Origin of the sequence: Streptomyces sp. NPDC056503, assembly GCF_042794995.1 — a bacterium.
Lineage (GTDB): Bacteria > Actinomycetota > Actinomycetes > Streptomycetales > Streptomycetaceae > Streptomyces.
In genome coordinates this window covers 108,953-122,343 of record NZ_JBHTST010000002.1, presented here as the reverse complement: position 1 = coordinate 122,343, position 13,391 = coordinate 108,953, and the positions used below count along the sequence as shown (strand labels likewise).

Below are 13,391 nucleotides of genomic sequence, written 5' to 3'. Positions count from 1 at the left end.
CATGACGCCCCTGCTTCTCTCCGACATCGAACGGGCCGTGCGGGCCGGCTGGAGTACCGAGACGTGCACGCCCGAGTTCCGGTCCCGCTGGACCGAGGACAACCCGGCCCGGGACCAGTGCGGGGTGACCGCGATGGTGGTCAACGACCTCCTGGGCGGCGAACTGCTCCGCGGCGAGGTCCACGTCGACGGCGAGCGGGTGGACTACCACTGGTGGAACCGTCTGGGGGAGGGCATCGAGATCGATCTCACGCGCGAGCAGTTCGGCCCCGAGGAGACCGTCACCGCGGGCACCGTCGTCCCCCGCCCGCCCGTGGCCGAGTGGCGCAGGCTCCACGACGAGTACGCGCTCCTCCGCGAGCGCGTCCTGCGACAGCTCGGCCGGCGGGCCGAGGCTCCCCGCGAGGACGGCGCGGCATGAGACCCCCCGGGCCGGTCCTGCCCGCTCTGCGCGCCTGCGTGGCCGAACTGGCCACACCGGCACGCGTGTACGTGGCGGCCGGACGCTTCTCCGAGTCCGATCCCGATCTGCCGGAGCTCGTCGCGCGGGTCCGCGTCCTGCTGGCCGAGATGGCGGCGGACGAGGCGTGGAGACGCTTCCTCCCGGGGTACGTGCCGCCTCCCGTCCCGGAGATCAGCGCCGCGCTGGAACCGTTGGAGACGGACGAGGCGGCGCCGTTCCTGGCCCGGCTCGCGGCGGTGGACCTGTACTGGCCGTCCCACCGGCACCTGCCCGAGGACGTCGCCGGACGCGCGGCGGACCGGGTGGTGTCGCTCCTCGGGCCGGACGCCGTCTGGTGGACCAACCACGACGAGGCGTGCGGCGCGGTGAACGGGGTCACCCCGTTCTTCGACAGCCTTCTCGCGGGCACCGACGGCGAGCACTTCGTCGTGGCCCTGCAGGTGGCCGACGACTGACGGGGGGCGGCGGGGAGTCCGGCCTCACGTCCGCGCGGACGGGGAGGCGTCGTCGAGGAGGGCGGCGAGGCCGTCGAGGAGCCGCTGGAGCCCGAACTCGAAGAGGGCGTCGAGGTCGAAGTCGTACCCGGACCGCGCGAGGCGGGCGAGCGTCGGGTACCGCCCGGTGTCCAGGGTCGCCTGGAGGGCGGGCTCCTGCGTGTCCAGCCACTCCTCGCTGTCGAGCCCGCTCTGGGCCTCCGCCTCCCGCTCGGTCTCCAGGTTGAGGGCGAGGCCGCGGATGTGGTTGAGCAGCGTCAGGTGTGCGGTGAAGGCCGACTGGCCGTCGAGCCCGTGCGCGTGCAGGGCGTTCAGGACCCACTCGCTGTACGTCATCGCAGAGGTGATCAACTGCGGCCGGGTCAACGACAGGGCCGAGGCCAGCCAGGGGTGGGCCCGGAAGTGGCCCCAGAGCTGACGGGCCGCCACCTCCAGCGGCTCCCGCCACCCCGGCGGCGGCTCGGCGGGCAGCGGGCGTTCGGCGATGGCCGAGTCCATCATCCGTACCAGCAGGTCGTCCTTGTCGGTCACGTGACGGTAGAGCGACATGGTCGCCACCCCGAGGTCGGCCGCCACCCGGCGCATGGAGACGGCCGCCAGGCCCTCCGCGTCGGCGACGACGACGGCGGCGTCCACGATCCGGCCGAGCGTGAGCCCCGTCGGGCCGCCCGGCGCGGCGGCGGAGGCCGGCGCGCTCCGCCGGACGGGGGCGGGGGGCGCGGGAGTCGGGGAGGGCGCCGGGACCGGTGGGGCTGTCGACACGACCGTGCCGACGCCCGGGACGGCGTGGACCACCCCTTCGCGGCGCAGTTCGGTCAGCACCTTCGTCGCGGTGGCCATGGCGACGCCCCACTGGCGGGTGATCTCCCGGGTCGACGGCACGCGGTCGCCCGGTGCCAGTTCCCCGGCCTCGATCCGCCGCCGCAGCTCGCCGACGATCCGGCTGTAGCGCGGTTCCGCTCGCCCACCGCCACCGCCACCGCCACCGCCACCGCCACCGCTCACCGACATTTCTCCGCCCTCCGCCCGCCGCACTAGTGCACCTGGGTGCACCCCATCCTAGCGGCCGACCGGGGGAGTCTCGTGGACGAGCTCCTCGACCGCTCTCTGTACTAGTGCACTAAGGTCCAATGGTGCGCTGAATGCAGCGTATTACTGCTTGCGCACTACCCTGCGTACGGCGTACATTCACCGTCATGAAGAACAACGAGATCCTCATCAGCGGCGCTGGCATCGCAGGGACCGCGCTGGCGTACTGGCTACGCAAGGCGGGCTTCGCGGTCACGATCGTGGAGCGCGCGCCGGAGCCCCGCCCGGGCGGGCAGACCGTGGACCTGCGCGGTGCCGGCCGTACCGTCATCGAGCGCATGGGCCTGATGGACCGGGCCAAGGCGGTCACCGTCGACCAGCGCGGCCTGGCCCTCGTCGACCGGGACGGCAGGACCACCGCCCGGGTGTCCGCCGACAGCTTCGGCGGCGAGGGGATCGTCTCCGAGATCGAGATCCTCCGCGGCGACCTCGCCCGACTGCTGTACGAGGAGAGCCTGCCGGACACGGAGTACCTCTTCGACGACACCATCACCGGGATCGACCAGGAGACGGACCCCGGCACCGTTACCGTCACCTTCGAGAAGGCGCCGCCGCGCCGCTTCGCCCTCGTCGTCGGAGCGGACGGCCCGCACTCCGTGGTCCGCTCGCTCGCCTTCGGCCCCGAGCGGGACTTCGCCCACCCCATCGGCCTGTACACGGCCTGGTTCACCGTCCTCGACGACGACCTGGACCTCGACGGCTGGTACCTGATGCACAACGCGCCCGGCGGCCTCGTCGCCTCCGCCCGTCCCGGCCGGCTCCCCGGCGAGGTCAAGGCGGGCTTCAGCTTCCGCTCGGCGCCGCTGGCGTACGACCGCCGGGACGTCGCGGCCCAGCGGGACATCGTCGCCCGGCGCTTCGCCGGAGTCGGCTGGGAGACGCCCCGCCTGCTGCGGGCGATGCGCACCGCCCCTGACTTCTTCTTCGACTCCATGGCCCAGGTGCGCCTCGACAGCTGGTCGCGCGGCCGGGTGGCGCTCCTCGGCGACGCCGGATACTGCGCCACCCCGCTGACCGGCCTCGGCACCAGCCTCGCCCTCGTCGGCGCGTACGTCCTCGCCGGCGAACTGGCCGCGGCGGAAGGCGCGCACGAGCCCGCCTTCCGCCGTTACGACACGGTCATGCGCCCCTACGTCACCCAGGCACAGGAGCTCCCGCCCGGCGGAGCCGCCGGTTTCGCCCCGACGAGCCGCTTCGGCATCCGGATGCGCGACCTCTCGATGCGCTCGATGACGCGCTGGCCCATGCGCGGCATCCTCGCCGCGCAGTTCGCGAAGGCCGGCGACATCGCGCTCCCGGAGTACGGGCCGGCCACGGCCCGCCCGCTGAGCGCCTGAGCGGGCGGGCCGTGGCCGAACGGGACTCAGCTCATCAGCAGCAGACGGGTGTGGGGCACCAGCTTGCGGTTGACGCTGGTGCTCTGCACGAAGATGGTGAAGTCCGCGTTGTGGTCGGGCTTGACGCGTACCTCCTCGTCGGGAAGGCCCAGCAGGGCCCGGGCCTCGGGGCCGGTGTAGACGCGGTCGGTCTTCTTCTCCAGGACCGCGATCCGCTTCCGCGCCTGGATCTTCTCCGACTTGCTCAGCTGGTAGAAGGCGCACCCGGTCTTGTACGTGTGCCCGGACTCCGTGACCCACTCCCGGATGGCGACGTCCCGGGGAACCGGGATCAGCCGGTACCCGGCCGAGTCGACCGGGGTGAGGCCGGCCGCCGCGATCGTCTCCTTGTTGACCGCGTCCGCGCCCACGGAGAACACCGACCGCGACCCGCGGATGCCCTGGGTGCGGCCCACCATGAACTTCTCCGTGGCCTGCTGGATGACCTGCCCGGCCTCCTCCAGGCCCCGGGTGCTCGTGGCGTCCCAGACGGCGACGTTGTCCTTCGGGAAGCCGCAGCTCATGGCCTCGCGCTTGCCCGCCTGGTCCGGCACGAGCACGGCCAGCGTCCAGTTGTCGTCCTGCGTCTCGATCATCTCGGCCACGGCCGACACCAGCTCGCGCGGACTCTTGCCGGGGGCGTCCGGGCAGCGGTGGCTGGCGTTCTCCTGCCCGTCCGTCAGCACGAACGTGAGGAAGCTGTGGTCGCCGTACAGCTGGGCCGTCTGCGCCAGCTCCCGCTGCGACTTCAGCGCGGCCGCGAGCAGCGCGGTCATCCCCCCGACGTTGTACAGCGCCTTCAGGGACGGCATCCGCAGCACGTCCTTGTCGTAGATGACGCACTGCACCCTGTCCGCGAACACGTACACCGTGACCCGCGTCTCCTGGTCCAGCTCCCGCGACCGCCGCGCGAGGTACGCGATCTGCTGGTCGGCGACCTCGACGACCTTCCCCCGCAGATGCGACATGGACGAACTGGCGTCCAGCACGAGCGCCACGTGATTGATGTAGTTCTGGCTTCCGGACATGGCCAACTCCCCGTCTTCGCCGACTTGATATCCCTACCGTCTCACCCACCACTGACAGTCGGTCCGGACACGGGACGCGGTGCGCTCAGCCCGCCGCGGCGCCCGTTCCGACGTCCGTTCCGGCGTCGGTTCCGGCGTCGGCCGCGAGGAGTGCCGTCACCGTGGCGAGCCAGAGGAGGCCGAGGCCGGCGGCGAGGGTGAAGGCGAGGACGGACGCGGCGGAGGCCGTGAAACCCGCGAGGACGACGGCCGGTACGACGCGGGAGGCGAGGGTCCAGCGGCGCGTCCGTCCTCGCGCGGCGAGCGCGCGGCCGAGGACGACGGACGCGGCGCACAGCGCGAGGTAGCCGATCATCCCGCCGGACATGTGCACGGCTCCGTGGCCGGTCATGACCGTCCCGTCGGGAGCGCCCGCGGGGAAGCCCGCCCCGGCGTCGGCCGGGAAGCCGGCCGCGACCCAGAAGGAGCCGCCGAAGATCCCGACCAGGACGGGGCCCCAGGTCCCGCCCGGCCCACCCCGCAGCACCTGCCGCAGCCCCCAGGCCGCGCCCGTGAGCAGCAGGCCGGTGACGAGGAAGCTGACCGTCTGCACCCACCCCGCCTCGCCGAGGGCGAGCTGGCTGATCGCGTTCCGTCCGAACGCGAACCCGTCCCGTACGAGCCCCTGAGCGACCCCGGCCGCCAGGAACAGGGGCCCGGCCACCACCCCGCCGGTCACGGCCCACCGCGTCGCGGCATCGCGCGCGGCGGGGGCGGTGGAGCCGGCGGTACGGGGTGCGGTGAGCGTGTCGGTCATGGTGGAGCCTTCCTCGCGGGGGTGTCGTCGTTCATATGACCGACGACACCTCGCGAAGTCATCGCTCGCGGCGCACCCCGTGCGCCCCGCGCCCCCGCGCACCTCGTGCACCGCGGCGGCGTGGCCTACCCCGCGGACCGGCCGACCGCGGTCCCGGCGTCCTCCGCCCACAGGGCGACGCTGTGGGCCGCGACGAGCGCGCCGATCCCGGCGAGCACGTCCTCGACCGGGAGCGGGGGCAGGCGTCGGCCGTCCCGCAGCCGGACGGAGACCTGGCCGGCGGTGGCCTCCCTGGGGCCGATGACGGCCTGGTACGGGGCCAGCCGGGCCGCGCGGATCCGGGCGCCGAGGGTCCCCTGGTCGGGGGCGGCCACTTCGGCGCGGAGGCCGGCGGCGTGGCAGCGGTCGACCAGGGCGGTGGCGGACGGCAGTTCGGCGGCGGAGACGGGGAGGGCGACCAGCTGGGTGGGGGCCAGCCAGGCGGGGAACGCGCCGCCGTGGTGTTCGACGAGGTGGGCGACGGCCCGCTCCACGCTGCCGATGACGCTGCGGTGGACCATGACGGGACGGTGCCGTGCGCCGTCCGCGCCGACGTAGCGCAGGTCGAACCGCTCGGGCTGGTGGAAGTCGACCTGGACGGTGGAGAGGGTGGACTCCCGGCCGGCGCCGTCGCGGACCTGGACGTCGATCTTCGGGCCGTAGAACGCGGCCTCGCCCTCCACCGCCTCGTACGGCAGCCCGGAGGCCTCCAGCGCCTCGGTCAGCAGGCCGGTGGACCGTCGCCACATGCCGGGCGCGTCGACGTACTTGCCCCCGGGCCCGGGCAGCGAGAGGCGGTAGCGGCTCGGGACGATGCCGAGCGCCTCGTACGCCCTCCGGATCATCCCCAGCGCCGCCCGCGCCTCCCCGGCGACCTGCTCCAGGGTGCAGAAGACGTGGGCGTCGTTGAGCTGGATGGCCCGTACCCGGGTCAGCCCGCCCAGGACGCCCGACAGCTCGGAGCGGTACATGCCGCCGAGCTCGGCCATCCGCAGGGGCAGCTCGCGGTGGCTCCGGGGCCGGGAACGGAAGATCAGCGCGTGGTGCGGGCAGAGACTCGGCCGGAGCACCACCTGTTCGCCGCCGAGGTCCATCGGCGGGAACATGTCGTCGCTGTAGTGCGACCAGTGCCCCGAGATCTCGTACAGCTCCCGTTTGCCCAGCACGGGCGAGTACACGTGCCGGTACCCGGCCCGTCGCTCGGCGTCGCGGACGTACTCCTCCAGGGCGTGCCGTACGGTCGCGCCGTCGGGCAGCCAGTACGGCAGCCCGGAGCCGATCAGCGGGTCGGTGTCGAACAGGCCCAGCTCACGGCCCAGTCTGCGGTGGTCGTGCATGGCGGTCTCCTCGCGGGTTCACGGGCGAGTGACCACGACACGAAGCCCCGGGGCACTCGCCCCGGGGCTTCGGACTGAGACAACGGTCAGCGCGCCGGGACACTCTCCGGCGTCGTCGTCTCGGCGGCAGGCTTCATGCGGGAGACGTTACGGGGGGTCGGGACCGCCCGCACCCCGTTTTCGTCCGCACCCGGTGCGCGGCGCACCGAGGCGGCCCGGCTACGCGGCGGGTTCGTGGGAGAAGGAGCCCTCGCCCTCGTCGGTGAACTCGTCCCCGCCGAACTCGTCCCCGGCGAACTCCTCCGCGCCCGGCATCATCGCGCCGGCGAAGGCGCCCATCAGCTCCTCCGGCTTCAGCTCGGTGGCGCCGGCCGGGGCGACCGGCTTGGTACCGGCGTTCAGCTTCAGGCCGAGGCCGAGCTTCTCCACCTTCGCGTTCTCCGTCAGCTTGGCGAGGTCGACGTACACCTCGGTCAGCTCGCCGTTCTTGAGCGTGAAGTCGGCGGTGACCTTGGCCGCGGGGACGTCCTTCAGGTCGGCGGCCGACGGCAGCTCCACGCCGGGCGGCAGCTCCTTGGAGAACGGACGGATCTCCCCGACGAGGTTCGTGATCAGCGTGCGGAACGGCGCCGAAGCCGAGATGCGCTCCGTGCCGTCCTCACCGCCGGCCGTCGTGAACTCGACGTCACGGGCGACGACCTCGCGCAGCGCCTCCAGCAGCTTCTTCTGGGTCTTGGCGTCCAGCGAGGGCTGGGGCGACGGCTCGCCGCCCGGGCCCTCCTCGCCCGCCTCCCCGCCCATCTCCTCGCCGGCCTTCTCCAGGGCCTTGTAGTCGACCTTGACCCACTCGCCCTCCAGGACCTTCTTGAAGGCCCCGGCCTCGGGCGGCAGTTCGTCGGCCGGCGGCATGGGGGTGCCCATCGCCTCGCCGAGCGCCTCGACGTCGGACCGGAAGTAGGCGTAGTCGCCGACGAGCCGGTACTCGAGCAGGTCGCCCTCCGGGGCGCTGAGCTTCATCGCCATCCCGACGAAGTCCTCCTCCCCGGACTCCTCGAACGGCTTCTTCGACTCCACCGTGACGCTGATCTTCGCGCCGCTGAGCAGCTCGGCGGCCTCGTCCGGGATCTCGTCACCGGCCTCCGGGTCCGACTCGGCGTCCAGTTCCTTGAGCGTCTTCGCGTCGACGTCCAGGTCCAGCTCGAAGGAGATCGACTTCTCCTTGCCCAGCTTCTCGAACGCCTGGTCCAGCTTCTTCCCGGCGGACAGCTGCTCGACCGTCCCGCAGGCGGCCGAACCCACCAGGACGGCGCCGACGACGGCGGTGGCGGTGAGGGTCTTGCGTATGGCGGTGATGATGAACTCCTCGAAGGTCAGATCACGGTGTGATCGACAAGAAGACTCACAGCCCGCCCATAGGGTTGTACGGCGGGGCGCGGTCATTTCCGCGCGGTCCCGTACGCGGCGCGGCCCCGTACGCCGGGCTGCCCCGTACGCGGCGCGGCCCCGTACGCCGGGCTGCCCCGTACGCGGCGCGGTCCCGTACGCCGGGCTGCCCCGTACGCGGCGCGGTCCCGTACGCCGGGCTGCCCCGTACGCGGCGCGGTCCCGTACGCCGGGCTGCCCCGTACGCGGCGCGGTCCCGTACGCCGGGCCGCCCCGTACGCCGGGCCGCCGCTCGCCGGGGCCGGGCCGCCCCGTACGCCGGGCCGCCGCTCGCCGGGGCCGGGCCGCCCCGTACGCCGGGCCGCCGCTCGCCGGGGCCGGGCCGCTGCCCCAGGCGCCGCACTACAGTACGGAGGCGTGGACCCACTGAGATCCGGTCAGGATCCCGCGCGCATAGGTGATCACCTCCTGCTCGGCCGTCTCGGCGCGGGTGGCATGGGACAGGTGTACCTGGCCCGTTCACCGGACGGCGGGCTGGTCGCGCTGAAGGTGATCCGGGACGAGGTCGTCGGGCACCCGGAGGTGTCGGCGCGGTTCCGGCGGGAGGTCGCGACGGTGCGCGCCGTGCGCGGCCCGCACACGGCACGGCTGGTGGACGCGTCCCTGGACGAGGCGCCGTACTGGCTGGCGACCGAGTACGTGCCCGGTCCGACGCTCCGTCAGGCGGTGGGCGCGGACGGCCCCTTCGGCGCGGAGGAGGCCCGCGGGCTGTTCGCGGCGCTCGCGTCGGCGCTGGCGAGCGTCCACGCCCACGGGATCACGCACCGGGACCTGAAGCCGCAGAACGTGATCCTCGCCGCCGAGGGGCCCCGCCTCATCGACTTCGGGATCGCCCGCGGCCCGGACGACACGGCCCTGACCAGGACCGGCGCGGCGCCGGGGACCCCGGGTTTCACCGCCCCCGAGGTCCTGACGCGCAACGAGACGTCCGCGGCCGCCGACGTCTTCGCCCTGGGCGCCACCATGGCGTACGTGACGACCGGCCGGCCGCCCTTCGGCGAAGGCCCCGCGGAAGCCGTCTCGTACCGCGCGGTCCACGAGGACGTCGACCTGCCGGACGCGCCGGGCGCGGACCCCGGGCTGCGCGCGCTGATCCGCGCCTGCGTGGCGAAGGACCCCGCGGACCGGCCGACGGTGGCGGAGGTGATCGCGCGCTGCGGCGGGGAGGCGACCGGCGCCGTCCTGCCGCCGACCCGCCTCGACACGGCCCCGGTCGCGACCACCGCAGCGCCCGGCCGGCGCGGCTTCCGGAGCGCCGCCGTCCTGGTCCTGGTGCTGGCCGGCGTGGCCGGCACGGTCGTGTGGCAGCAAGGCTGGGGCCGGGGGCAAGCCGGCACGAGCGCGAGCGACGGCGGTCCGGAAGGCGGCCGGGGGGCCGGACGGGGTTCTGCCCCGCCGCAGGCGAAGGACCCGGACCCGGCTCCGTCCACGCGTCGGCCCGTCGCGACGGAATCCGCCTCCGACGTCCGGTGGACCCTGTCCGAGGACCCGAAGCAGGCACGGCTCGGCGCCGGGGAGTGCGACCGCCCGCCGGCGCCGGGCCCGTCCGGCAGCACCTCCTCGACCTCGGTCACGTACCGCTCCGGCGCGGCCTCGGCCGACGTCGGCTTCTCCTTCTCCGGCGAGGGCACCCTTCGCCTGGTGGCGGGCGTCAAGCCCCCGGGCGGCAAGGGCTTCGGCTACACCTCCCGCCCGGTACGCCTGGGACCGGCGGGGAAGTCCCTGACGTACCCCGGGGACTTCCCCGGCGCACCGCCCGTCACCTCGAAGGCCGGAGACTGGACGGTGGTCGTCTACCACGCCGCCGACGACGACAGGGCCGGATGGGAGCGCTTCGGCTGCACCGGCTTCCGCGCGGGCTCCTCCCCGGGGACGTAGCCCCCGCCGTCGAGCCGGCCGCGGGCCGGACGGCGGAGGACGGAGGGCGGCCCGGGGCCGCTACGCGTCGCGCCCGCGCAGCAGCAGGCCGCCCGCCAGAAGCGCGGCCGCGGCCCACGCGGCGAGCACGCCCAAACCGCCCCAGGGGCCGATCGGCAGGGTGTCCAGACCGATCGTGGCCTGGACCGCGAGGCCGGCGGGCATCGGCGCGATCTGCTGGAGGAGACGCTGCCAGGCCGGGTCGTGGACCACCTGGGCGACGACCGGGAAGAGGTAGAGCAGCCCCAGCACGAGCCCGATGGCCGTCGCCGCCTCCCGCACCGCCGTCGCCACGCCGAGGCCGATCAGGGCGATCAGACAGAGGTAGAGGACCGAGCCCGCGGCCGCGCGCAGGGTCGGGCCGTCGGCCAGGGAGAGCGGGGCGTAGCCGTGCGCCTCGGTGAAGCCGTTGCCGGGCAGGACGAAGCGGCCGACGAGGACCGAGGCCAGGACGGCGGCCGTTCCCGAGGCCAGGACGACCGCGGTGAGGACCGTCGCCTTGGCGGTGAGGACGGTGAGCCGGTTCGGCACCGCCATGAGCGTGGTCGAGAGCAGGCGGGTGCCGTACTCGCCGCTGACGGCCAGCACCGCGAGGACGGCCACGACCGCCTGCCCGACCGTGACGCCGCTCAGGGTGAGCCTGACGGCGTCCTGGCCGCACCCCGTCTCCGGGCACTTCACCGCCTTGGCGGTGCCGCAGCCGACGGCCACGGTCAGGACGACGGCGAGGAGGAGCAGCCATCCCGTTCCCCCCGCCGTGCGCAGCTTCGTCCACTCCGCGCGCACGGCGCGCCCGAAGTCCCCGCGCCCCGCGCGCCGCGCCGCGCCGAGGGGACTCATACGTCCCTCCCGCGCAGCCGCACCGCGGCCAGACCGATGGCCAGGACGGAGTAGCCGCACAGCACGGCGAAGCCGGCCCACGGAGCCAGCGGGTAGTACCCGGTCGACGGCTCGTACACGCTGAGCACCTGCGGGTGGTACGGCAGGGTCTGCCGGATCGCGAAGCCCGCCGCCGGGGTCAGCCGCAGCAGCCACTCCGACACCCCCGGCGGCAACACGCCGGAGGAGGCGAGGAGGAAGGGCGGCACGATCGACGCGATGACGAGGGCGACCGCCGTGGCGCCGCGCCGCAGCAGTGTCCCCACGCCGAGGGCGAGCACGGCGGTGGCCGCGCAGAGCAGTCCCGTGCCCACCACGACGCGCACCTCGGTCGCCGACGTGACGGGGAAGACGGAGAAGCCCCTCTCCCGCGCGCCGAGTTCGCCGGCCGGGACGGCGACCGCGGCGGCGGCCAGGCCGACCGCGAACGCGACGCCCCCCGCCACGAGGGCCTTGGCACCCAGCACCCTGCCCCGCAGGGGGGTCGCCGCCATCGTCGTGCGCAGCAGACCGCGCTGGTACTCGCCGGTGATGAACAGCGTGCTCACGGCGATCACCACGACGAGCCCCGCGAAGGTGCCGACGAGGAAGTCCTCCATGGCGTAGCCGACGCCCATGACGGGCCCGCCGACGACCGGCGCGATGTCACCGGCCCCGGTCACGGTGAACCCACCGCCGGCCGTCGGCGCGAAGCCGCCCTGGAGGGTGTTCGTGTAGCTGCCGGAGGTGCCGGCGCCGCCGCCCACCTGCGTACCGCTCCAGTCGCCCTCCGACCAGCCGCCGGTGAGGCCGGGACGTCCGAAGGTTCCGGTGGCCACGGCGGGGCTGAAGCCCGCGCCCGCCCCGGTTTCCTCCATGGCCTCCGGCGACGTGGCGAAGAGCCCCGCGCGCACGGTGCGGGGAAGCCCGGGCAGCCTCGCGGAGCCGATCCTCGTGAAGCGCGAGCCGTCGGCGGAGGCGTAACCGGTGAGGGTGTCGCCGGAACGGACCAGGCGCAGCCAGCTCGGCGAACCCCCGGAGACCGCGCCGGCGGGGCCGGCCGTGTCGTGCGTGTAGTCGTACTGCATCCGCACGCCGTGGCCGCCGGTGGCCATCACCGCCGCGTAGGGCGATCCCTGGGCCAGGCTCTCCTTGACGATGATCCCGGCCTTCGCCCAGGGCTGGACCTCCTCGGCCGGCCTGTCGCCGACCCCGGTGGCGGCCAGTCCGGTCAGCGCACGCAGGGGGACGGTGAGGGTGCCGTCGCCGGTGAGCGTCCGGTGGACGAAGTAGAAGCTGTCGTTGACCGCCTCGCCGCCGGGACCCTTCGGGTACGTGACGGTGCCGGGCCCCGCGGGGGCGGCGGTGCCGAGCAGCCCGACCAGGACCGTCAGCAGGAAGGCACCCGCCATGCCGAGGATCCAGCCGCGTACGGTGCGGAACTTGGTCCACTCGGCCCGCACCGTCCGGCGGAGGCCGCCCCGTTCGGCGCGCGCCCCGGCCGGGGGACGGGGGACGGGGGTCGCCCTCATCGCGTGGCCTCCCCGTGCGGGACGCCCCGGTACTCCACCGCGTCCCGGGTGAGTTCCATGTACGCCTCCTCAAGGCTCGCGCGGTGTGCGGACACCTGCGAGAACGGCACCGCGTTCCGGACGAGCAGGCTCACGACCTCCTCGTCCGACAGGCCCAGGACGCCGAGACGGTCCCGGCCGTCGGCGCGCACGGTGGCACCGGCGGCCCCCAGGACCTCGGCCGCGCGCGGAGCCTCGGAGGTACGCAGCACGACCCGGCCGCCGGACGCCTCGGCGAGCAGCTCGCGCACACCGGTGTCGGCCACCACCCGGCCGCGTCCGATCACCAGCAGGTGGTCCGCCGTGCCTTCGAGTTCGCTCATCAGGTGACTGGAGACCAGGACGGCGCGGCCCTGCCGGGCGAGCGACACGAGGACACCGCGCATCCACACGATCCCGTCGGGGTCGAGGCCGTTGAACGGCTCGTCCAGCATGACCGCCGGCGGATCGCCGAGGAGTGCCGCCGCGATCCCCAGGCGCTGGCGCATGCCCAGGGAGAAGCCGCCCGCCCTGCGCCGGGCCGCCGTGCCCAGCCCGGCCTGTTCGATGACCTCGTCCACCCGCCGGGCCGGCAGGCCCTGCGAGTGGGCCAGCCAGAGGAGGTGGTTGCGGGCGGTGCGGTGGGGCTGCAGGGCGGAGGCGTCGAGGAGTGCCCCCAGACGCAGCAGCGGGCGGCGCAGCGTCCGGTACGGAACGCCGCCGACCAGCGCCTTCCCCTCGTCGGGCGCGTCCAGGCCCAGGACGACGCGCATGGTGGTGGACTTTCCCGCGCCGTTGGGGCCGACGAAGGCGGTCACCCGGCCCGGACGCACGGTGAACGTCATCCCGTCCAGGGCCACCCGGGGCCCGAAGCGCTTGCGGAGACCGACGACCTCGATCGTCGCCCGCGTGTCGTGGTCGCCGTTTCGGCGCTCGTGGCCGCCGCTGCCGGCGGCGCTCTCATCCGTCATGGACCCCACCGTGGGGCGACACGGGTCACA

12 protein-coding genes are annotated in these 13,391 nt (G+C 74.3%); 4 read left to right on the top strand and 8 right to left on the bottom strand.

Features of this window, described 5'->3' with window-relative positions; genetic code table 11:
• The first annotated feature begins 1 nt into the window (after position 1).
• Positions 2-421, top strand: a complete 420-nt coding sequence (locus tag ACFQ8C_RS01220) for a hypothetical protein (protein WP_383450876.1) — start codon at positions 2-4, stop codon at positions 419-421.
• A complete protein-coding gene (locus ACFQ8C_RS01215) occupies positions 418-918 on the top strand; it encodes a hypothetical protein (protein ID WP_383450874.1) in 501 nt (166 codons plus the stop codon). The genes ACFQ8C_RS01220 and ACFQ8C_RS01215 overlap by 4 nt, the downstream gene beginning before the upstream one ends.
• Before the next feature lie 24 nt (positions 919-942).
• On the opposite strand, the gene ACFQ8C_RS01210 is transcribed toward ACFQ8C_RS01215, so the two are convergent.
• Positions 943-1,968, bottom strand: coding sequence for a TetR/AcrR family transcriptional regulator C-terminal domain-containing protein (locus ACFQ8C_RS01210; protein WP_383450871.1), 1,026 nt, complete (start codon positions 1,966-1,968; stop codon positions 943-945).
• Between the two features lie 185 nt (positions 1,969-2,153).
• On the opposite strand from ACFQ8C_RS01210, the gene ACFQ8C_RS01205 reads away from it, so the two are divergent.
• Complete coding sequence (locus ACFQ8C_RS01205; protein ID WP_383450870.1) at positions 2,154-3,383, top strand: FAD-dependent monooxygenase; 1,230 nt, start codon at positions 2,154-2,156, stop codon at positions 3,381-3,383.
• Positions 3,384-3,409: 26 nt separating this feature from the next.
• Here ACFQ8C_RS01205 and ACFQ8C_RS01200 read toward each other — a convergent pair whose 3' ends face one another.
• The 4 genes from ACFQ8C_RS01200 to ACFQ8C_RS01185 all read right to left on the bottom strand — a co-directional run bounded on the left by ACFQ8C_RS01200 (position 3,410) and on the right by ACFQ8C_RS01185 (position 8,062).
• Complete coding sequence (locus tag ACFQ8C_RS01200) at positions 3,410-4,450, bottom strand: vWA domain-containing protein (protein WP_383450867.1); 1,041 nt, start codon at positions 4,448-4,450, stop codon at positions 3,410-3,412.
• 85 nt (positions 4,451-4,535) lie between these two features.
• Positions 4,536-5,246, bottom strand: coding sequence for a DUF998 domain-containing protein (locus ACFQ8C_RS01195; RefSeq protein ID WP_383450865.1), 711 nt, complete (start codon positions 5,244-5,246; stop codon positions 4,536-4,538).
• 125 nt (positions 5,247-5,371) lie between these two features.
• Positions 5,372-6,622 (bottom strand): threonine--tRNA ligase, encoded by a 1,251-nt coding sequence (gene thrS, locus ACFQ8C_RS01190; RefSeq protein WP_383450862.1) that lies wholly within the window; start codon positions 6,620-6,622, stop codon positions 5,372-5,374.
• 219 nt (positions 6,623-6,841) lie between these two features.
• The gene (locus ACFQ8C_RS01185) at positions 6,842-8,062 is read right to left on the bottom strand and encodes a hypothetical protein (RefSeq protein ID WP_383450860.1); all 1,221 of its coding nucleotides are present in this window, start codon (positions 8,060-8,062) and stop codon (positions 6,842-6,844) included.
• A 360-nt stretch (positions 8,063-8,422) separates the two neighbouring features.
• On the opposite strand from ACFQ8C_RS01185, the gene ACFQ8C_RS01180 reads away from it, so the two are divergent.
• A complete protein-coding gene (locus tag ACFQ8C_RS01180) occupies positions 8,423-9,943 on the top strand; it encodes a serine/threonine-protein kinase (RefSeq protein WP_383450857.1) in 1,521 nt (506 codons plus the stop codon).
• A gap of 60 nt (positions 9,944-10,003) precedes the next feature.
• On the opposite strand, the gene ACFQ8C_RS01175 is transcribed toward ACFQ8C_RS01180, so the two are convergent.
• From ACFQ8C_RS01175 to ACFQ8C_RS01165, 3 genes are read right to left on the bottom strand one after another with little or no spacing between them, the layout of a single operon-like run.
• Positions 10,004-10,822 carry an ABC transporter permease gene (locus tag ACFQ8C_RS01175; RefSeq protein ID WP_383450854.1) on the bottom strand — a complete coding sequence of 273 codons (819 nt, stop codon included), beginning with the start codon at positions 10,820-10,822 and terminating at the stop codon, positions 10,004-10,006.
• Entirely contained in the window at positions 10,819-12,372 is a 1,554-nt protein-coding gene (locus ACFQ8C_RS01170; RefSeq protein WP_383450851.1) for an ABC transporter permease subunit, read from the bottom strand. The genes ACFQ8C_RS01175 and ACFQ8C_RS01170 overlap by 4 nt, the downstream gene beginning before the upstream one ends.
• A complete protein-coding gene (locus ACFQ8C_RS01165) occupies positions 12,369-13,361 on the bottom strand; it encodes an ATP-binding cassette domain-containing protein (protein WP_383450849.1) in 993 nt (330 codons plus the stop codon). The genes ACFQ8C_RS01170 and ACFQ8C_RS01165 overlap by 4 nt, the downstream gene beginning before the upstream one ends.
• Positions 13,362-13,391: the final 30 nt, after the last annotated feature.